The sequence below is a fragment of the Actinopolyspora biskrensis genome, assembly GCF_013408175.1.
Taxonomy (GTDB): Bacteria; Actinomycetota; Actinomycetes; order Mycobacteriales; family Pseudonocardiaceae; genus Actinopolyspora; species Actinopolyspora biskrensis.
The window spans coordinates 402,439-422,131 of the sequence record NZ_JACBYW010000004.1 but is presented as its reverse complement, the minus strand read 5'-3'; the positions used below and the strand labels follow the sequence as shown (position 1 = coordinate 422,131).

General features: G+C 70.3%; 17 protein-coding genes. 2 read left to right on the top strand and 15 right to left on the bottom strand.

All coding sequences use genetic code 11. The features are described from left to right. Nucleotides 1–332: 332 nt before the first annotated feature. The 6 genes from FHR84_RS13010 to FHR84_RS12990 all read right to left on the bottom strand — a co-directional run bounded on the left by FHR84_RS13010 (nucleotide 333) and on the right by FHR84_RS12990 (nucleotide 6,142). Nucleotides 333–971, bottom strand: coding sequence for a DUF3558 domain-containing protein (locus tag FHR84_RS13010; protein WP_246300511.1), 639 nt, complete (start codon nucleotides 969–971; stop codon nucleotides 333–335). 45 nt (nucleotides 972–1,016) lie between these two features. Then, complete coding sequence (locus tag FHR84_RS13005) at nucleotides 1,017–1,400, bottom strand: DUF1707 domain-containing protein (RefSeq protein ID WP_179535745.1); 384 nt, start codon at nucleotides 1,398–1,400, stop codon at nucleotides 1,017–1,019. Nucleotides 1,401–1,405: 5 nt separating this feature from the next. Next, nucleotides 1,406–3,193, bottom strand: a complete 1,788-nt coding sequence (locus FHR84_RS13000; protein ID WP_179535744.1) for an ATP-binding protein — start codon at nucleotides 3,191–3,193, stop codon at nucleotides 1,406–1,408. Nucleotides 3,194–3,447: 254 nt separating this feature from the next. Then, complete coding sequence (locus tag FHR84_RS12995; RefSeq protein ID WP_179535743.1) at nucleotides 3,448–4,785, bottom strand: dicarboxylate/amino acid:cation symporter; 1,338 nt, start codon at nucleotides 4,783–4,785, stop codon at nucleotides 3,448–3,450. 234 nt (nucleotides 4,786–5,019) lie between these two features. Then, complete coding sequence (locus FHR84_RS23510; RefSeq protein WP_425489901.1) at nucleotides 5,020–5,115, bottom strand: putative leader peptide; 96 nt, start codon at nucleotides 5,113–5,115, stop codon at nucleotides 5,020–5,022. A 370-nt stretch (nucleotides 5,116–5,485) separates the two neighbouring features. Further along, entirely contained in the window at nucleotides 5,486–6,142 is a 657-nt protein-coding gene (locus FHR84_RS12990; RefSeq protein ID WP_179535742.1) for a Maf family nucleotide pyrophosphatase, read from the bottom strand. Nucleotides 6,143–6,224: 82 nt separating this feature from the next. Between FHR84_RS12990 and FHR84_RS12985 the strand changes: the two genes are divergently transcribed. Continuing rightward, the gene (locus FHR84_RS12985; protein ID WP_179535741.1) at nucleotides 6,225–7,529 is read left to right on the top strand and encodes an aminodeoxychorismate synthase component I; all 1,305 of its coding nucleotides are present in this window, start codon (nucleotides 6,225–6,227) and stop codon (nucleotides 7,527–7,529) included. A gap of 68 nt (nucleotides 7,530–7,597) precedes the next feature. On the opposite strand, the gene FHR84_RS12980 is transcribed toward FHR84_RS12985, so the two are convergent. The 4 genes from FHR84_RS12980 to FHR84_RS12965 all read right to left on the bottom strand — a co-directional run bounded on the left by FHR84_RS12980 (nucleotide 7,598) and on the right by FHR84_RS12965 (nucleotide 11,877). Further along, a complete protein-coding gene (locus FHR84_RS12980; RefSeq protein WP_179535740.1) occupies nucleotides 7,598–8,485 on the bottom strand; it encodes an MIP/aquaporin family protein in 888 nt (295 codons plus the stop codon). 319 nt (nucleotides 8,486–8,804) lie between these two features. Further along, nucleotides 8,805–9,716 (bottom strand): neutral zinc metallopeptidase, encoded by a 912-nt coding sequence (locus FHR84_RS12975; protein ID WP_343075259.1) that lies wholly within the window; start codon nucleotides 9,714–9,716, stop codon nucleotides 8,805–8,807. Between the two features lie 206 nt (nucleotides 9,717–9,922). Beyond that, complete coding sequence (locus FHR84_RS12970) at nucleotides 9,923–10,321, bottom strand: thiol-disulfide oxidoreductase DCC family protein (RefSeq protein WP_179535738.1); 399 nt, start codon at nucleotides 10,319–10,321, stop codon at nucleotides 9,923–9,925. Between the two features lie 152 nt (nucleotides 10,322–10,473). Further along, nucleotides 10,474–11,877: an NAD(P)H-quinone dehydrogenase gene (locus FHR84_RS12965; protein WP_179535737.1), complete on the bottom strand. Its 1,404-nt coding sequence runs from the start codon at nucleotides 11,875–11,877 to the stop codon at nucleotides 10,474–10,476. A gap of 376 nt (nucleotides 11,878–12,253) precedes the next feature. Between FHR84_RS12965 and FHR84_RS12960 the strand changes: the two genes are divergently transcribed. Next, on the top strand, nucleotides 12,254–12,706 hold the full coding sequence (locus FHR84_RS12960) for a gamma-glutamylcyclotransferase (RefSeq protein ID WP_179535736.1): 453 nt from the start codon (nucleotides 12,254–12,256) through the stop codon (nucleotides 12,704–12,706). A 258-nt stretch (nucleotides 12,707–12,964) separates the two neighbouring features. Here the strand turns inward: FHR84_RS12960 and FHR84_RS12955 are convergent, their stop codons facing one another. The 5 genes from FHR84_RS12955 to FHR84_RS12935 all read right to left on the bottom strand — a co-directional run bounded on the left by FHR84_RS12955 (nucleotide 12,965) and on the right by FHR84_RS12935 (nucleotide 19,554). Next, nucleotides 12,965–13,609, bottom strand: coding sequence for a hypothetical protein (locus FHR84_RS12955; RefSeq protein ID WP_179535735.1), 645 nt, complete (start codon nucleotides 13,607–13,609; stop codon nucleotides 12,965–12,967). 169 nt (nucleotides 13,610–13,778) lie between these two features. Then, nucleotides 13,779–14,996, bottom strand: coding sequence for an amidohydrolase (locus tag FHR84_RS12950; RefSeq protein ID WP_343075274.1), 1,218 nt, complete (start codon nucleotides 14,994–14,996; stop codon nucleotides 13,779–13,781). 200 nt (nucleotides 14,997–15,196) lie between these two features. Next, nucleotides 15,197–16,513 (bottom strand): M20 family metallopeptidase, encoded by a 1,317-nt coding sequence (locus tag FHR84_RS12945; RefSeq protein ID WP_246300510.1) that lies wholly within the window; start codon nucleotides 16,511–16,513, stop codon nucleotides 15,197–15,199. A 730-nt stretch (nucleotides 16,514–17,243) separates the two neighbouring features. Continuing rightward, entirely contained in the window at nucleotides 17,244–17,624 is a 381-nt protein-coding gene (locus FHR84_RS12940; protein WP_179535733.1) for a hypothetical protein, read from the bottom strand. Between the two features lie 271 nt (nucleotides 17,625–17,895). After that, complete coding sequence (locus tag FHR84_RS12935) at nucleotides 17,896–19,554, bottom strand: BCCT family transporter (RefSeq protein ID WP_179535732.1); 1,659 nt, start codon at nucleotides 19,552–19,554, stop codon at nucleotides 17,896–17,898. Nucleotides 19,555–19,693: the final 139 nt, after the last annotated feature.

Sequence of the window (19,693 nt, the reverse complement as noted above, 5' to 3'; positions counted from 1 at the left end):
ACCGGCACCCGCCGCGGGTTCTCCCGCGCCGCTCTCGCGAGGACGGTCCCGACGTCGTGCGGGCCACTACCCGGTGCCGGGGGCATCCGCTCACGAGACCGCGAGAGGTTCCGCCACACAACCACCCCCACAAGCTGAATGGACAACCTCAACCGAGTAGCTGCCGCAATACTCTAATAACTCGGCGGCAGTGTGGGGAGTACTCCGATCGCGGGCTATTTCGAGCACTTGGAGTAATCGACAAGCGGTCAGCGTGCTCCGGGGGCCCTCGTCCGGAAGTTCCGCACCCCGCGGCACGGCCTCCCCTCCGGGGAACCGGCCCGGCACGGCGTTCAGCCGGGAGTCCCCGTCGCGGTGCCGGACTCCTCGCGCAGACCGCGCACCGCGGCCGCGGCCACCCGGCGCGCCCCCGCGCACAACTGGTCGAGCGAAGCGGGAGGTTTCGCGCCGTCGTCGCGGTACAACACGCTCAGGTGCTGTCCACCGGCGACATCGACGGCCACGTTGCAGGCCAACCGCAGTCCGGGGGTGCGGATCACCAGGGCGGGGAACCCCTCCACCGTCACCGGTGTGGCCTTCACCTGGGCGGTGTCACTGGTCCAGACGTTGACTCCCTCTTCCGTGATCAGGGCTATCCGTGCCCCCACCTTCGCCCTGCTGTTGCGGTAGCTGCAGGTCCCGGCATCGTCGAACCCCTCCTCGACCCCGGGAAGCGGGTCCCTGTCGAAACCGAGCGCGGCACGCTGCCGCTCGGTCAGCACCCCGCACGGATCCAGCCCCCGCAGCGGAAGGTCGGACGGCCTCGGCGGCAAGGAGGTCGAGCTCTCCGCCGGGAGCGGCACCGGCTCGGGAGGAACGGGGCCGCTGTCCGTCGCGTTGCGGGTCGGCAGAACGGCGCACCCGCTGAGCAGGAGCAACAAACTGAGCAATCCCGGTAAGGAGTACCGGGCAGCGGTTATTCGGCCGCGCATGCCGTACACCGTAGTCAACCGTGCACACAGCGCACGAGAACCGCCTCACTTCCGCGTGGCGAACCAGGCGAACCAGAAACCGACCATCGGCAGCACGATCCACACCTGCTTGGTGACCACGAGCAGAGCGAGCATGGCCACCACGATCGAGACCCCGACCGCGCTCGCCCGCAGTCGACGCGGGGAGCGCTCACCGGCCCCCCGCGGCTCCACCTCGGCCGGGGCGGACAGCACCTCCGGGTGCGGCGCGGGCAGATCGGAGAACAACGCGGCGATGTCCACCCGGTAAAGCGCGGCCGTCGCCCGTCGGCAGCGCTCGTCGAACTCGTCGATCTCCAGCCGCCCGGCCGAAAAGTGCTCGCCGAGCAGGGCGACCGCCCGGTCACGGTCCCGGTCGCCGATGCGGATACTGCTGCCCTGCCCGGCCACGAAAACTAGTCCTTGATCTCGCAGAGGGTCGTTTCCTGGCTTATGGAGTCACCCGGCTGCGCCTTCAACCCGGTGACGGTCCCGCTCTTGTGAGCGGTAACCGGATTCTCCATCTTCATGGCTTCCAACACCAGGATTTTCTCCCCGGCTTCGACCTGTTGGCCGTCATCCACCGCGACGGTGACCACCGTGCCCTGCATCGGCGCTGTGACAGCATCACCCGATGGGGCGGCACCACCGCTCGCGGAGCGCCGCTTGCGCGGTTTCGCACCCCCCGAGCTCTCCGAGCCGCCCGAGGAAACGGCGAACGAGGCGGGCAGGGAGACCTCCAGTCGCCTGCCGCCGACCTCCACGGTGAAGCGCTGCCGCTGCTCCTCCTCGGCCGGTTCGGCCCCACCGGTGTGCGGTTCGATGTTGTTGTCGAACTCGGTCTCGATCCAGCGCGTGTGCACGGTGAAACCGTCGGTGCCGACGAAAGCCGGATCGCGCAGCACCGCCCTGTGGAACGGCAGCACCGTGGCGATCCCGTCCACGGCCATCTCGTCGAGGGCGCGGCGGGAGCGCTGCACGGCCTCGGAACGGTCGGCACCGGTCACGATGACCTTGGCCAGCAGCGAATCGAACTGGCCACCGATGACGCTGTCGGTCTCCACTCCCGCGTCGACGCGAACGCCGGGGCCTGCCGGCGGGACGAAACGGGTGACGGTGCCCGGGGTGGGCAGGAAGTTGCGCCCCGCGTCCTCCCCGTTGATGCGGAACTCGATCGAGTGGCCACGCGGCTCCGGATCGGAGGTGATCTCCAGCGGCTCGCCCTCGGCGATGAGGAACTGCTGACGCACCAGGTCGATGCCCGCGGTCTCCTCCGAGACCGGGTGCTCGACCTGCAGCCGCGTGTTGACCTCGAGGAAGGAGATCGTCCCGTCGGAGCCGACCAGGAACTCCACCGTTCCGGCGCCGTGGTAGCCGGCCTCGGAGCAGATCGCCTTGGCCGCCTCGTGGATCCGGGCGCGCTGCTCGTCGGACAGGAACGGCGCGGGGGCCTCCTCGACCAGTTTCTGGTGCCGCCGCTGCAGCGAGCAGTCCCTGGTTCCGACCACGATCACGGTGCCGTGCTGGTCGGCCAGCACCTGCGCCTCCACGTGGCGCGGCCGGTCCAGGTAGCGCTCCACGAAGCACTCGCCCCGGCCGAACGCGCCCTCGGCCTCCCGGACGGCCGACTCGTACAGCTCCGGGATCTCCTCCATGGTGCGGGCGACCTTCAGACCACGGCCACCGCCGCCGAACGCGGCCTTGACCGCCACGGGCAGCCCGTGGTCCTTCGCGAACTCCACCACCTCGTCCGAACCGGACACCGGGTCCTGCGTTCCGGGAACCAGCGGGGCCCCCGCCTTGGTGGCGATGTGCCTGGCGGTCACCTTGTCCCCGAGATCGCGGATGGCGCGCGGTGTGGGACCGATCCACACCAGCCCCGCGTCGAGCACGGCCTGCGCGAAGTCGGCGTTCTCGGACAGGAATCCGTAGCCGGGGTGCACCGCGTCCGCACCGCTGCGCCGGGCCGCCTCGATCACCTTGCCGATGTCCAGGTAGCTGTCCGTCGCCGTGGCACCGCCCAGCGCGAACGCCTCGTCGGCCAGGCGGACGAAGGGGGCCTGTGCGTCAGGTTCGGCGTACACCGCCACGCTCGCGATCCCCGCATCGGCGCACGCCCGCACCACGCGAACCGCGATCTCCCCGCGATTCGCTATCAGTACCTTGCGCAACTGGTTCTGCGTGGTCGAGTCCTGCTCGGGCACCCCGTACCTCCTGTCACGACAGCGTGGACCGGTGAAGAGTCTAGGAGTTCGCGAGCGCACCCGGGTAGGTGGTCGTCGTAAAGTCCTGTCGGCTTTTCCGGCCGAACCGCCGCTGGAACTTCGTCGTACCGGTTCACGTGGCGGGGTGGGTTCCTCGACGCCGCCGCGCCGAGGAACCCACCGGCCACCGGCGCAGCAGGCCCCTCCCGCGTCACGCTCTCACGTGACCGGGCGAGCCGTGCCGCCCGAAGTCCTCAAGCCCTGGCCAGAGCGGGCTCCGACTCCCCTTCCGAGCCCTCCGGCTGCTCGTCCGGTCCTCCGGTCGCCCCCTCGTCCCCGTTGATCAGCAGCGGTGAACCGGGAGCCCTCAGCACCTCGTCGTCCAGTATCCCCTCGGTGCGGGCGACCACCGTCGGCACCGCGATCTGCCCGGCCACGTTGGTCATCGTGCGCATCATGTCCATGATCGGGTCGACCGCGTACGCGATCGCGATACCGGTGGCGATCATGGCCGGGGGGAAGTCCAGCGCGCCGACCGTGAGGGTGAGCATGGTGAACCAGCCGGTGACCCCTGCCGTGGCGATCGCGCCGAACACCGCGACGGCCACGATCGTCAGGTACTGGGCGATCCCCATCTCGAAGCCGAACAGGTTCGCGATGAAGATCGAACCGACGGCCGGGTAGACGGCCGCGCAACCGTCCATCTTCGTCGTCGTCGCGAGCGGGACCGCGAAACTCGCGTAGGAGCGGTCCACCCCGAGGTTGACCGCGGCCTGACGGCTCAACGGCAGGCTGGCTCCCGAGGAGCGGGAGACGAAGGCGAACTGCAGCACCGTCCAGACCTTGCCGAAGAACTTGGCCGGGCTGACCCTGGCCACGAACCACAGCAACAGCGGGTAAACGCCGAACAGCACCAGGGCGCAACCCAGGTAGGTGGCCCCCGTGAGCTTGAGCAGCGGGGCGAAGAACTCGTTGCCGTAGGTCGCCACCGCGTTGCCGATCAACCCGAGCGTGCCGAGCGGGGCGAGCCGGATGATCCACCCCAGCACCCGCTGGATGATCTCGAACGCGGCCCGGTTGAACTCGACGAAGGGCTTCGCCGTGTCCCCCAGGCTGTAAGCGGCCGCGCCGACCAGCAGGGAGACGAACACGACCTGCAGGGTCTCTCCGCCTGCGAAGGCGCCGACCAGGTGCTCGGGCACCAGCCCCTGGACGAGGTCCAGCCACGATCCCGAGCTCATCTCGTTCACGTCGTTCACGCGCTGCTGGTCCGGGGTGATGTCGACCCCCTGGCCCGGCCGCAGCACGCCGGCCACTCCGATGCCGATCAGCACGGAGACCAGCGAGGTGATCGCGAACCACATGGCCGTCTTGCCACCGAGCCTGGCCGCGGCACGCCCACCGCCCATGGAGCGCAGGCTGGTGATGCCGACCACGATGGCGGTGAAGATCAGCGGCAGCACCGTGAAGGTGAGCAGCTTGGTGAACGTGGATCCGATGGTGTCCAGCGTCGTGACGAGCCATTCCGCACCGGTGGAGTCGGCCAGCCACCCCAGCAGGGCACCGAGCAGCAGCGAAGCGAGGACCGCCACTGCGAACACTTTCGGGTTAAAACGTAAGAGGGACGGGCGTCGGCGTGATGTTTCGGCCTGTGTCTCGGACACTGTTGTCTCCCGGAAAACACGGTTTCGTCGGGGCACGCTGGCACGCGCCCCGACTTTCGGGGAATGCGAGTACTCGGATTCGGTCCGGGTGACGGGAGTCCGCTGGATCCTTCGCCGGAGGTGGCACGCCTCCGGTCGGCGGACTCTACCTGTCCCGGTAGTTCACCGGCGACAAATGCAGCTGGCCTGCCGTCGCAGATCGACGTGCAGGCGTTGTGTGAGGTACCGGGCGGCGCTCCGGTCGTTTCGGGCTGTCATCGCGCTGGTGAACAACATCCCCGCGGGAACCGTTGTTCCGAACCGGAAGAATATGTGAGGACGTTCACTTTCTGGCACCCCCGTGGAGCGGTCCGCGGGACCGAGCTCCCGGCGGGCAAGCGGCGAGACCGCTCCCACCGCCCACGCGGTCACCCGGGCGAACCGAGCCATTGATTCTTCGGGAACTTCTGGCAAAGGGCTTCGTCCAACTCGGGTGCTTCAGCCCGAGCCGAGCGAGAGCCCCGGTGCGTGAGTCGGATGCATCGCAAGGCGGGAGGGCACGTGGCGCAGGCCGCTAGTCGAGGTGCCCTCCGACGCAGCAAGGCGCCGACTCACGTGACGGCTACCCGACCAACCACGCAAAGCTCCGTCACGAGTTACAACTCTCCTCCGCTGCGTGATTCCACAGCGAAACCACACCGACCCCCACGTCGGCCAGCAGGGTGCGCGTGAGCGGAAGGCTGATACCGATCACGCTGGAGGGATCGCCGTCCACTCCGGTGACGAACCAGCCGCCGAGACCGTCCAAAGTGAACCCACCGGCCACCCGCAGCGGCTCGCCGGTGGCGATGTAGCTGTCCAGCTCCTGCTGAGAAGGCTCACCGAAGCGGACGGTCGTGGAAAGGTGATCACTGCCGCGGGCTACGACGCCGCCGCTGCCCACCCGCAGCACCGTGTGCCCGGTGAGCAGCTCACCGGTTCCTCCGGCCATCCGCGACCAGCGGCGCGCGGCCGACTCCGGGGTGGGGGGTTTGCCGACGACCTCGTAGCCGTCGGGCCCACGGGTCCACAGCATCGAATCGCAGCCGACGATCACGGCCTCCTCGAACTCCGCGGCCACCTGCTCGACGACGGCCTCGGCCTTGGCCGTGGCCAGCGCGGTGACCAGCTCGTCCGGAGCCGGAGCCGTCAGCGAGTTCCGCACGGCCTCCTCATCCACCCCGGAGACCCGAACCACCGGTTCGATCCCGGCTGCGCGCAGCACTGACTGACGGGCGGGGGACGCGGAAGCGAGCACGAAACGCACATCCACGACTGTAGCGGTGAGCGAAGTTACTCGGGTCGGGTGAGTGGGAACGAGCGCGTCCCCGCGACTGCATACTGGCGGTGTGCGACTGTTCATCCGGCCCATCGAGGGGCACGCCGCGGCCACCGAAGTGCTGCGTGCTCTCGACCGACGTGCACGACGCCGCGGACTCGCCTCCCCCGCCGCGCTGACCGGGGACTGGTTCGGCGGTGGGGCCGTACTGGCTCCGTCCGTGCGGATCGAGCGCCGCGCCCCCGAAGCAGCCTTCGAACAGCTCGACGAGCACCCCCCGGTAACCGCGGACCCGGCGGCCCCGGCCGAGGCCGTCGGCGGCGGTTGGATCGGCTACCTGGGGTACGGCCTGACCGACCCGGCGGACGCGGAGCGCCTGCCACGTCGACGCCTGCCCGCCACTGCCTGGGGCTGGGCCGACCACGTGCTCCGCCTGGATTCCGGTGGGCAGTGGTGGTTCGAGTCCCTGGCCCGGCGCGAACCCCGCGAGCTCGGCGCGGAACTGGCCGAGCTGGTGCGGAGCGCGGCCGAGGAGTCGCACGAGTTCACCCCCGCCACCGGGCCCGCCGACGCTCCGGACGCGGCACTGCACCGCAAGTCGGTGCGGCGCTGCGTGGAGGAGATCGCGGCGGGCGAGATCTTCCAGGCCAATGTGTGCAGCCGCTTCAGCCTCCCCTTCGAGGGGAGTCCGCTGGAGCTGTTCGCCGCGGGAAGCTCCCGCTTCCGGCCGGCGCGGGCCGCCTACCTCGCCGGGGACTGGGGAGCCGTCGCCTCGCTCTCCCCCGAGCTGTTCCTGGCCCGCCACGGCGACGTGGTCCACAGCAGCCCCATCAAGGGCACCACTCCCAGGCGGGGTCCGCAGGACGACCACAACGCGCAGGTGCTGCGCGAGTCGCTCAAGGACATCGCGGAGAACGTGATGATCGTCGACATGGCCCGCAACGACCTGGGCCGGGTGGCCACCACCGGCGGCGTGACCACCCCGCGGCTCTTGCGGGTACAGCCCCACCCCGGGGTCTGGCATCTCGTCTCGGAGGTCCGCGCCGAACTCCCCGCCGGAACTCCTAACGCCGAGCTGCTGGCGGCGACGTTCCCTCCCGCCTCGGTCACCGGGGCCCCGAAGACGCGGGCGCTGGAGATCATCGCCGATCTCGAGGCGGAGCCCCGCGAGGTCTACTGCGGCGCGGTGGGGATGTCCTCCCCCGTGGCCGGAACCGAACTCAACGTGGCCATCCGCACCATGGAGTACGCGGCGGGCCAGGTGGCCTTCGGAGTGGGCGGGGGCATCACGGCCGACTCCGACGCGGAGTCCGAGTGGCAGGAGTGCCTGACCAAGGCCGCCCCGCTGCTCTCCCTGCTCGGGCGGGGCAGCTGATCGCCGAACCGCCGGGAACGGGCGCTGGCGGGCCCCTGACGCGGACACCGGCCCCGCCCCGGAGAAGTTCACTCGGGGACCCGACCGGACTCCGGCGCGTCCCGGACCGCGAGTGCCTGCCCGATGAACAGGTCGTAGACGAGCGCGCCGATCACACCCCCGATCAGCGGCCCCGCTATCGGGATCCAGAAGTACCACGAGAACCACTCGTAACTTCCGGGCAGCGCGATGTCCTCCCAACCGGCGAGGTAGGTCCACAGCCTGGGGCCGAAGTCACGCGCCGGGTTGATCGCGTAACCGGCGTTCGGCCCGAAGGTCAGCCCGATCACGGTGACGACCATTCCGATCAGGAAAGGGGCGACGTTCGCGCCGGGAGCCATGTTGCGCTTGTCGAGCAGGGCGCAGATCAGCCCAACCAGGATCGCCGTTCCGACGATCTGGTCCAGCAGCGGGCCCCACCAGCCTCCTCCGAAGTACTCGGCGGGGAAGGTCGCGAAGATCGAGAACGTGTCCAACGACTCCGCGCGCGGAGTCCCCGCCGAGGCGTTGAAGGCGTCGATGGCGGGAGCGTAGACCGCGTGGACGAGCGCGGCCGCGAGGAACCCCCCGACGACCTGGGCGAACCAGTACGGCACCACCTTGTACCAGGGGAAGGTCCTGCGCACCGCGAAGGCCAGAGTTACGGCGGGGTTGATGTGGGCACCGCTGACACCTCCGGCCGTGTAGACGCCGAACACGACACCGAAGCCCCAGCCCCAGATGATGATCAGCCAGTTCGCCGGACCGAACTCCGCCGTCTGCCGCCCGGACTCGGGCAGTGCGGCGAGGGCGACGGCCACGGAGCCGCACCCGAGCAGGACCAGCACGAAGGTCCCGAGCACCTCCGCGAGGGCTTCGCCCCCGAGTCCCCTGCGGTAGCGCCAGTGGGAGCGCTCGGGTGCCGTTCCTTCGGGCATCGCCCCTCCTCGACCGGACGTCGCGCGCGACTCGCTCCGACGCCCTCGTCCGCTCCGCTCCACGCGGTGATCACGAAAGGTGACTTTGTCCGGACAAAGCGTAACCGACTACGCCGGTGGTCGCCGTGGGCACGACACGCCCGGGGAGGGCGCCGAACGCCGGTGGGGCCCTGTTGAACCTCGGTGCGGCACTTCGACCGCGATGATTCGCCGATGCTCTCCGGCGCTGTCAGCGCCGGGAAACACCACCCGACCAGCCGACACCGCCACGCGGACCGGGGCGACGAGGTCTTGCCGGGCAGGCGGGCGCGCGGAGCGCTCACCGAACCGCGTCCTCCGGGGCCGTCCACGTGGCGCAGGCAGCCGTGCTCCGCTCCCGGAACCCGGCCTCCTTCCAACGTCGCTGATTCGCGGGGGAACCGTGGCTGTCCGCGAGCTTCGCGCTCCCCGGGGACCCGACGAGACGCTCGGCCGTCCCGCGGTCCAGCACCCCGTCATCGACGGCGCGGGCCACGAACATCCCGGAGAAGCAGTCGGCCTGCAGCTCCAGGCGGCGTGTCACCCGCAGGGAATCCGGCGAGGACCGCTCCAGCTCGTCCGCGCGCACCGCGGAAGCCCGCATGATCCCGGAGAGACGCTGCACGTGGTGCCCGTACTCGTGCGCCAGCAGCATCAGGTGGGAGCCCTCCTCCAGGCCGATGTCGGACAGCACCCACTTCCGCGGCAGGTGGATGGTGCCGTCGCAGTAGAAGGCCGTCGGGCGGGTGTCCCCGTGCGCTTCCCGGCACCCGCTCGCCTCGGGGTCCGAAGTGACCTCGGGAGTCCGGCGCTCCATGCCCGCGCCGTCGAGCACCCCGGACCAGGCCTGGTCCAGGCAGCGCACTCCCCGCTCGTAGTAGCTCGCCATCCGTTCCGCGGAGTCGGTGAGCTCGGGGAGTTCGCAGTTCGTTCCCGACAACCGCAGGGAGCGCGTGGTCACCGGGTTGTTCTCCAGCAGGCTCGCCGGATCGAAGCCCGGCTCGGGAAAACCGTTCCGGACCTCCGGCGCGGTTCCCCGCTCGGAACCATCGCCTCCGGCGAACAGGCTGTCCGGTTCGACCAGCACCACGAGCAGCACGATCCCGAACACGAGCCCGAGCACTCCGAGCAGTGCCAGTGGTGAGTTCCCTCGTTCGGAGGTCGCCTCGGGCCGGGAATCCCGCCGTCCCGCGGCGCCTCTCCCACGAAACACCTTCAACTCTCCTGCCCGCCCCGCACCGGGACCACCGGAAGCAACTCCCGAGGCGATTATTCACGATCGGTCGGACATCGGCCGAGCGCTCCGCAAGCTCCGAACGCCTCCCGCGCAGCGCACGGGATCGTTCACCCGCGGAATCGATGTTCCGCGGCGGAGCGGGACCGAGCCGGATACCGAACCGTGATCGCGAAGCGTCCGGTTCACGGAGCACGTCCTCCGGGGCGCTGTTCGGGAGGGAGTCGGCAGGCCGGGGTCTCGCCGGGCAGCCGGTGCCTGTTCCGGGCCACCACGCGATAGACCGCACCGGCGCAGGCACGCACTCCGGGAGCCGCGAGGAACCCGCCCGCGAACCGCCACGGCCCCGAGCAGTTCCGCAGCAGCGCGGCCACGGCACCGGCTCCGCCGTGCACCGGGCCTCCCGGGCGCTCCACGAACAGCACCTCGCGCCGAGCCCTCTCCTCGGAAACACCGAGACCGGCCAGGTCGGCCTCCTGCCAGGGCACCACGCGAGCACGCACGGGGAGACGTTCGGCCACGCGGACACTGCGGGTGCAGAACCCGCAGTCACCGTCGTAGACGAGCACGCAGGATTCGCTCATGGGTCCACTGTGCACGCGGGAGGTCCGCGTGCACAGGTCGGCCCGGGAAGCGCCCCGGGGCCCCGGTGGCGCACAGCGGTGCGGCGCGGGCGGCGGAAGAGCCGCTTCCCCGGCCGTTACCGACCGCCGCCCCGCGCGACGACCGGGACCGGTCAGTCGAGGTCGTCGTGCCTCATCAGCTGCCGCCCGGCCTCGGTCAGCGAACCGGAGAGGGCCGGGTACACCGAGAAGGTGTTCGCCAGGTCCTCCACCGTCACCTGGTTCTGCACGGAGAGCGCCAGCGGCAGGATCAGCTCACTCGCGTTCGGCGCGACCACGACGCCCCCGACCACGACACCGGTAGCGGGACGGCAGAAGACCTTGAGGAAGCCCCGCCGGACCCCCTCCATCTTCGCGCGCGGGTTCCCGGAGAGGGGCAGCACGACACTCCGGGCCGGAACCTCACCGGACTCGATGGACTGCTGGCTGATACCGACCGTGGCGATCTCCGGATGGGTGAACACGTTGGCCGCCACCGTCTTGAGCTTGATCGGGGTGACCCCCTCGCCCAGGGCGTGCCACATGGCGATCCGGCCCTGCATCGCGGCCACCGAGGCCAGCAGCAGCACACCGGTGCAGTCCCCCGCCGCGTAGACCCCGGTCGCGTTGGTCCGCGAGACCCGGTCCACCGGGATGTAGCCGCCGCGGTCGAGCTCCACGCCGATGCGGTCCAGCCCGATGTCCGAGGTGTTCGGCACGGACCCCACGGTCATCAGCGCGTGGCTGGCCTCGATCTGCCGTCCGTCGTTCAGGTGGATCAGCACGCCCGAGTCGGTCCGGTCGATCCTGTCGGCCCTGGCGTGTTTGACCACGCTGGCACCGCGTTCGGAGAAGACCTCCTCCAGCACGGCGGCGGCGTCGGCGTCCTCGTGCGGCAGCACCCGGTCGCGGCTGGAGACCAGGGTGACCTTGACCCCCATCTCGGCGTAGGCCGAGGCGAACTCGACACCGGTCACTCCCGACCCCACCACGGCGAGGTGTTCGGGCAGCTCCGGCAGGTCGTAGAGCTGGCGCCAGGTCAGGATGCGTTCGCCGTCCGGCTGGGCCCCCGGGATGATGCGCGGAGTGGCCCCGGTGGAGATCAGCACGGAATCGGCGACCAGCTCCTCCTGACCGCCGTCGCTGAGGTCCACCCGGATGCGGTGCTGGGCCAGCCCCGGGGTCTCGTCCACGAAGCGGGCGCGCCCGCCCAGGATCCGAACTCCCTCGCGGTGAACCCGGGAGCGTATGTCGGCCGACTGCGCCAGGGCCAGTCCCTTGACCCGGCCGTGCACCACGGCCGTGTCCACGTCGGCCGCGCCCTCCTTGACCCGGATCCCCAGCTCCTGGACGTCGCGAATGGAGGAGCGCGCACCACCGGAGGCTATGAAGGTCTTCGACGGGACGCAGTCGTAGAGCACGCAGGCCCCGCCCAGCCCCTCGGCCTCGACCAGCGTGACGTCCGCCCCGTTCTGCGCTGCCACGAGGGCGGCCTCGTATCCAGCCGGCCCGCCTCCCATGATTACGATGCGGGTCACTTCGCTCTCCTCCTAGGATCCGTCCGGGAGTTCGGTCAGGTGGTGGCTGAACAACCGCTGACAGCGGCACGGCAGCTGATCACGCGCTCCGGTTCCGCGCCGTTCACGCCCGAAGCGTGCCGCGGCGGGACCGATCGGCCCCGGCCCTCGGCGTCCTCTCCGCCCGGTCGCGGGGTACACCGCCCCGAAGAAAGGTGTAGACCATTAACACACCCCTTCGCCTTCGGGCTCACGCCCACCGGCTCAACGGTACGCCGCCGAGCGGAGGAACCGCCTCACCGGTTCCGGAAGCCGGGTCCGCACCGCACGGCCGACCGCCGATCCCCACACGTCGCGGGGAGGGACAACGACCCCCGAGGTCGTTACCCTGTGATTCGTGCCGCTATACGCCGCCTACGGCTCCAACATGGACCCGGCTCAAATGTTCGAACGCGCCCCGCACTCGCCCGTCGCGGGGACGGGATGGTTGATGGACTGGCGGCTCACCTTCGGTGGTGAGGACCTGGGCTGGGAGGGCTCGCTCGCCACGGTCGTCGAGGCCCCCGGCTCCCACGTGTTCACCGTGCTCTACGACGTCAGCCCGGACGACGAGCAGACGCTGGACCGCTGGGAGGGCTCGGAGCTCGGCATGCACAAGAAGCTGCGGCTGCGGATCCACACCCTCGACGGCCCCACCATCGCCTGGTTGTACGTCCTGGACGCCTACGAGGGCGGGCTCCCCTCGGCCCGGTACCTCGGGCTGATCGCCGACGCCGCCGAAACCGCCGGAGCTCCCGAGGACTACGTGGCGGAGCTGCGCAACAAACCCTGCACCAACGTGGGCCCGTAACGGTTCCGGCCGGTCGGTCCGGCGTCGCCCCCGGGCGGCCGACCGACCGCGTGGGGGCTGACGGACGAGTTCCGGCAGCGCTCGCCCGGGCGAACGCTTCTCCCGACGGCCCGCTCCCGGAGCGCGGCCAGGGCGTCGTCGTCCAAGCGAAGCTCAGCGCGCATGCGTCTGATGCCTGCGCGGCAGAACACGGTGCGCACCTCCCTTCGCCCCTCCCGGCACCCGAACCACCACGCGAACCGGGACCACGAAGTCCGGTCAAGCGGGCAGGGACGTTGGACCGGGGGCGCTCACCGCCTCCAGCAGGGAACGCGCCCGACGCGTTCCGCGGCGATCGCTCCTGCGGGCGAGCCGCTGTTCGACCATGGCCCGCAGCCCGCGCCCCAGCTCGACGTCGGGCAGGGCGGTGGCCTGCCGCAGACAGGCCACCGCCAACTGCTCCTCCGCCGTGCACAGCACCTCGGTCAACGCCACGTCGAGCACCTGCGCGCGCAGCCCGTCGAGCTCCACCACTTCCCGCTCGCGCACGCGGCCCTGCCGGACCACCAGTCCGGGCTCGCGGCGCAGCTGCCTGTGGTAAGGCACGGTCACGTGGACGATCCGCGAGCCCGCGGCCCGGCAGCCGTGCATGGCCAGCGCGGTCGGCCCCGAGAGCACCGCCCCGGCACCGGCCCGCAGCAGTGCCGCCTCCGCCCTGGTGGCCGGATCGTGCACCGAGTCGGCCGGAACGACCACACCCGGCCACAGGCGGACCAGGGACCCCGCCTCCAACGCGGCCAGCAGCCGGTCGTGCCCACCCAGCCGCTCGCGGGCCTGCCGGGTCGTCGAGGCGGTGGGGACCGCTTCGCGCGGCTCGCCGTGGGCGCGGGACGACCGGCGGACCCGTTCGATTCGTTCGCTCATACCCGTAAGAGGCGCGCGACGCCCCCGTTGATACACCCCGAACGGGTGAGAAACCGCTCGAGCGGACCGAGCCGCGAACTCGTCGCTACCCGAGGTGCCCTCCAACGCAGCAAGGCGCCGACTCACGTGACGGCTACCCGGCCACCCACGCAAAGTTCCGCTGCGAGTTCTACTCCCGCAGCGCGCACAGCGCCGTGTGCACCATGGTGCGCACCCCGACGAGCAGCGCTCGTTCGTCCAGTTCGAAGTTCGGCTGGTGCAGGTCCGTGCTGGTGGTGTCCGGACCGGCCACCCCGAGCCGCGCGAAGGATCCCGGCGCGTGTTCCAGGTACCAGCCGAAGTCCTCGCCCCCCGAGGACTGCGGAGTCCCGCTCTGGGCCTGCTCCCCGAGGGCCTCGCCCACGGCGGCCCGCATCAGGCGCGTGCTCTCGGCGTCGTTGACCACGGGCGGCACCCCGCGGCGATGTTGCAGGTCGAATCCGACACCCAGCGGTCCCAGCAGCCCCTGGACCAGTTCACGGACCAGCGGCCCCAGCTCGGCCCAGGTGTCCCGGTCCCCGGTGCGCAGCGTTCCCCGCAGCACCCCCTCCTGGGGAATGGCGTTGGCCGCCTCCCCCGAGCGGACGGCGCCCCAGGCCAGCACCGTCCCGGTACGCGGGTCCACGCGCCGGGACAGCAGCGCGGGCAGTCCGGTTATCAGGCTCCCGAGCGCGTACACGAGGTCCCCGGTCAGGTGCGGCCGGGAGGTGTGCCCGCCCGGGGAGTTCAACCGGACCTCGAGCAGATCGCTGGCCGAGGTCAGCGCACCGATCCTGGTGCCGACCGTGCCGACGGGCAACCGCGGGTCGCAGTGCAGGCCGAAGATCCGGTCGACACCGTCCAGTCCTCCGGCCGCCAACACGTCGAGAGCCCCGCCGGGCATGACCTCCTCGGCCGGCTGGAAGATCAACCGCACCCGGCCGGGCAGCCGGGGTGCCGCCGCCAGGGCCGTGGCCGCGCCCAGCAGAACGGCGGTGTGGGCGTCGTGCCCGCAGCAGTGCGCGACTCCCTGCGTGTTCGAGGCGAACGGCACCCCGGTCGCCTCGGTCAGCGGCAGCGCGTCGATGTCGGCCCGCAGCGCGATCGTTCGGCCGTTGGAGCCCTCGCTCCCCAGGTCGCAGACCAGTCCCGTCCCCACTGGCAGGATCCGCGGTCGCAGCCCGAGCGCGGTGAGCCGCTCGACCAGCCAGCCGGTCGTGCGGTGCTCGTCGCGCGAGAGCTCGGGCTCGGAGTGCAGCTGCCTGCGCCAGGCCACGACGCGCTCGGAGTTGGCCGCCAGCCACTCGTCCAGCCAACCGGGCCCGCGTCCCTCACCGAGATCAGTCACCCCGGAGCGCACATCGCCCATGGTCTCCTCCCGAGCCCGTTCCGGCCCGGTGGACAGCGTTCGACCCGGCGGCGGGGAGTCACCGCCTTCGTCCTCCCCTGCCACGTCCGCGTACTGCTCCCGGTCCTCGGCTCGTTCGTCGAGCGGGTCGGCCGCCGGATCGGCCGTGTGGATCACGGAGTTGCCACCGTGGGGGTTCGGTCCACGAGAATCCAACGCGGTCACACCACGCCTCCCGAATCGGAGAGTCGGTTCGACGCCTGCCGAACCTCGGAGGGGTTTCGTTCTTCGACGGCGGTGAGCAGGCGTTCGCGCTGCTCGGGGGTGAGCGCGGCCGTGGCCGCGGTGCACGCCAGCGCGGCCGCTCCGTCGAGCACGGCCCGGTCCGCCGAATCCGTGACGCAGGCCGCCGCGAACTCCGCCTGATGATTGACCGCTCCCCCGCACTCCAGTGCGATCATCGGGTGCGCGGAGGGAATCCGGCGGCTGACGTTTCCCATGTCCGTGCTTCCGATGACGTCGCGGCGCTCCTCGGACCGCGCCAGCGGAGCCCGACCGAGCTCCGTTATCGCCGAACGGTAGGTCTCCGCCAGCCACTCGTCGGGATCCAGCTCGGTGTAGACCGGAGAGAGCCGGACGACCTCCACGGAACAGCCCGTGGCGGTGGCCCCCGCCTCGAAGCAGGCCCTGATCCGCTGCTCCAGCCGCTCGAGGGAGGCCGGATCCGCCGCCCGCAGGTTGTACTCGGCCGAGGCCCGTTCGGGGACGATGTTCGGAGCCGCGCCTCCCGAGGTCACGATTCCGTGCACCATCTGTTCGGGCTCGAGGTGTTGCCGCCGCAGCCCGACGGCCACCTGGGCCACCGTGACGGCGTCGGCCGCGTTGACGCCGAGTTCCGGGGCGGCCGCCGCATGGGCCGCCCGGCCGGTGTAGCACACCCGCAGATCCGTGATCGCCAGCGAACGCGGAGCACAGGCCTCCGTCGGCCCGGGATGGACCATCAGGGCGACGGCCACGGGGTCGAACAGCCCCGCGTCGAGCATGGTGATCTTGCCACCGCCCGTCTCCTCCGCCGGAGTCCCCAGCACACGCACCGTGATGCCCAGTCCCGCCGCGTGCTCGGCCAGCGCCAGCGCCGCTCCCACCGCGGCCGCGGCGATGATGTTGTGCCCGCAGGCGTGTCCGACCTCGGGCAGCGCGTCGTACTCGGCGCACAGCCCCACGACGAACTCCCCCGAGCCGTACTCGGCCGTGAAGGCCGTCTCCAGCCCGGCCACCGGCCGGTCGACCGCGAAACCGTGCTCGGCGAGCCGTTCGGCGACCCGGGCCGCGCTGCGGTGCTCCCCGAGACTGGTTTCCGGATTCGCGTGGAGGTCGTGGGAGAGCTCGATCAGCTCTTCCCGGCGGTGCTCCACGGCGGCACGCCAGTCCTCCGCGCGGACCGGGCGGGAGTCCGGCCCGGCGGGTTCTGCGGGGCCGGCGGCGCTGCGGCGGTGGCCGCCACCGGATTCACGGGATCGCGAGGAATCGGTACTCATTTGCCGACCATCCTGCAACACGAGAGCGTGCGCAGCCGCCGCGCGAGACACCCGGGTAGCTCACCGGTACGATTCGCGCGCCGAACGGGCGGAGAATTTCAGGGCGACCGAACCCCGCGACGGAGCCGGGCGGTTCCGCCGAGCGGAAACTCCGGGAGGGACCGGGTGGATCGGCACCGGTCGGGGGGCTTCCCGGTGCCGACCCACAGCTCCGGGCAGCTGCCCGGAGGCGAACAGTGACCAGCGGACTCCTTGCCGTCCGCGGGCCACCACGCAATCCGTCGACTGTGAAGTTCCCACAGGTTTTTTCTCAGGTCTAGTCCAAGTGACGGAAAATTCACGCAAAACAGACCGTGAGTTCTGTTAAGTGCCCGCGCGGAGCGGACCAGCGCTCGCTCCCGGCCGGGACGGTTGCCGGCCAAGCGGCGCCAGTCACTTGCCACCACCCGAGCCACTCGCACCGCCGAAAACCACTCGAGCAGTCGGTACCGCCGCGCGAACCGAGCCGCCGACCCTTCAAGAACTTCCGGCGAAAGGCTGCTTCCGACGCGAGCGCTTCAGCCCGCGCAGGACGAGAAGCTCCGGTGCGTGAGTCGGATGCGTCGCAAGGCGGCAGGGCACGTTGTGTAGGCCGCTGCTCGAGGTGCCCTCCGACGCAGCAAGGCGCCGACTCACGTGACGGCCACCCGGCCACCCGAGCAAACCGAGCCGTGCACGTTCCAAAAGCATGTCAGCTGCGCTTGCGCCAGCGCAGCACGATGGACGCCTTGCCCCTCTTGCGCCGGACCAGCAGCACGAGCAGCACCAGCCCCACGCCGACGGCCCCTATGACGTACCGGCGGTCCTGCTCGGAGGAGGACTCCTCCGTGGGCCCCTCCGAAGGGCCGCGACCCGCCGGAGCGGACCGGGCCCCGTGCCCGGCCGCCGGGGGCGCGTATTCGGTGGCGGAGGGCAGTGGAGTCCGCGCCCCGGCGGACGCGGGCGGGCGAGGCTCGCCGCCGGCGGAGTGCGCCGCGGCCACACCGGGGGCGAGCACCAGGAGCAGACCGCAGCACGCCGCCAGCAGTCCGAGCAGGACTCCGGACGAAGGGGGGCGGCGTCCCGTCCGCACCGTTTTCCCGCGGTGGAGCGCACCGACATCGTCGGGCCTTCGCACATCTCGCACAGCCGGCAATCGAGCCTCCAAGTGGACTCACTCTCAAGTGTGGCCATTGGACCACAGCGAGCACCACGAGTGATCAGCTAAAAACAAAACACCCGAATCGGACCAGAACGACTACTACGTGTCACCCCTCCGGAGGAGGACGGTAACCGAAAAGTGGGGCCTCCGGCGAGTGCCGGAGGCCCCACTCACTCGATCACGAGCGCACGGTTCGGTCCGCTCAGGACTGCTTGTCCGTGTCCTCGGCGCTCTCGACCTCGCGCGCACCGGTGCTCGCGACGACCCGCGCGGAACTCGTGCGGATCCCCGGCATCGGGCTCGGCTCCCGCGGGGCCACCAGGTTGGGGCGCTCCTGGTTGAGCGCCTTGACGAGGCTGACGCACAGCAGTATCAGGACCACTGCGAACGGCAGCCCCGTGACGATGGAGGCCGTCTGCAGCGCGCTCAGCGCGTCGGCCCCCGTGACGGCACCGGCACCGAGCAGCACGCAGGCGATCACGCCTTCCGAGATCGCCCAGAACAGTCGCTGCTGCCACTTCGGATTGGGGTCACCGCCGTTGGTGAGGATGTCGACCACCAGGGAGCCGGAGTCCGAGGAGGTCGCGAAGAACAGCACGATGACGACGATGGCCAGCACCGAGGCCAGCGTGGAGACGATCGTGTGTACCGGAAGCCCGTCCAGCATCACGAACATGGCCTTGTTCGACCCCGCCTCCGCGAGCGGACCGCTGGTGGTGTCCTCCCTGGCCAGCAGCCGGCTCAGCGCGGTGTTGCCGAAGATGCTCAACCACACGAAGGAAGCGCCCACGGGGGCGAACAGCGCACCGCCGATGAAGTTGCGGATGGTGCGGCCGTAGGAGATGCGGGCGATGAACATGCCCACGAACGGCGACCAGGCGATCCACCAGCCCCAGTAGAACAGCGTCCAGCCCGCCTGCCAGTCCTGCGCGGTGCCGTTGCCGTTGTTCGGGAAGGTCTGGAAGCTCAGTTCCGGCAGGTGCTGCAGGTAGTAGCCGACGTTGCTGGCGAGCATGTTCAGCAGGTTCAGGGAGTTCCCGAAGAAGAACACGAACAGCATCAGGATGAACGCCAACCACAGGTTGATCAGCGACAGGTTCCGGATGCCCTTGTCGATGCCGAGCATCACCGAGACGACGGCCACGGCCGTGATCGCCAGGATCACGATGATCTGCAGCATCGGGGTGTTCTCGATGCCGAACACCGCGTTCAACCCGGCGCCGACCTGGCTGCCGCCGAGACCGAGCGAGGTCGCCAGCCCGAACAGCGTGCCGAACACCGCGAGCACGTCGACGATGTAGCCGGGCCAGCGGTGGACCCACTCGCCGATCAGCGGGTAGAAGGCGGCCGAGGGGCGCAGCGGCAGCCCCTTGCGGAAGGCGAAGTACCCCAGTGCGAGCCCGAGCACGATGTAGATCGCCCACGGGTGCACGCCCCAGTGGAAGAACGTGAAGTTCATCGCACGCTGGGCGGCCTCCTGCGTTCCCGCCTCACCGACCGGGGGGCCGGTGAAGTGCGTGATGGGCTCGCTCACCGCGTAGAACACCAGGCCGATACCCATACCGGCTGTGAACAGCATCGCGAACCAGGCGAGGTTGCTGTATTCGGGACGGGATTCCGGTGGACCGAGTCGTATCGTGCCGAAACGGCTGAACATGACAGCCAGCACGAAGACCACGAAGAAGGTCGCCGAGAGGATGTAGAGCCACTCGAAGTTCGTGGTTATGAAGCTGTTGACGTTGCTGGCTATCTCGTTGAGATTCGCCGGAGCGAACACGCCCCAAAGCACGAAAGCCACCACGACGATCGCCGAAGTCAGGAAGACCGGCGGATTCGTGTGTTCTTTCAAGTACTGTTTCATTACCGTATGTCACCTTTCCAGCGCACAGTGTCGGCACAATTGCCGACCGCGCCGTAAGCAACCAAAGATCGCAACGGACGCGTTCGGCCACAGGCGTGGCTACCCCAGCGCGAACCGCATGTCACAGCGAACCACGGTA

What these genes read in the sequence shown, in the direction of transcription:
- FHR84_RS12945 (WP_246300510.1), bottom strand. Translation starts at nt 16,513, where the DNA reads ATGAGTACCGATTCCTCGCGATCCCGTGAATCCGGTGGCGGCCACCGC.
- FHR84_RS23510 (WP_425489901.1), bottom strand. Translation starts at nt 5,115, where the DNA reads ATGACAGCCCGAAACGACCGGAGCGCCGCCCGGTACCTCACACAACGC.
- FHR84_RS12970 (WP_179535738.1), bottom strand. Translation starts at nt 10,321, where the DNA reads ATGAGCGAATCCTGCGTGCTCGTCTACGACGGTGACTGCGGGTTCTGC.
- FHR84_RS12955 (WP_179535735.1), bottom strand. Translation starts at nt 13,609, where the DNA reads ATGAGCGAACGAATCGAACGGGTCCGCCGGTCGTCCCGCGCCCACGGC.
- FHR84_RS12935 (WP_179535732.1), bottom strand. Translation starts at nt 19,554, where the DNA reads ATGAAACAGTACTTGAAAGAACACACGAATCCGCCGGTCTTCCTGACT.
- FHR84_RS12950 (WP_343075274.1), bottom strand. Translation starts at nt 14,996, where the DNA reads ATGGGCGATGTGCGCTCCGGGGTGACTGATCTCGGTGAGGGACGCGGG.
- FHR84_RS13010 (WP_246300511.1), bottom strand. Translation starts at nt 971, where the DNA reads ATGCGCGGCCGAATAACCGCTGCCCGGTACTCCTTACCGGGATTGCTC.
- FHR84_RS12980 (WP_179535740.1), bottom strand. Translation starts at nt 8,485, where the DNA reads ATGCCCGAAGGAACGGCACCCGAGCGCTCCCACTGGCGCTACCGCAGG.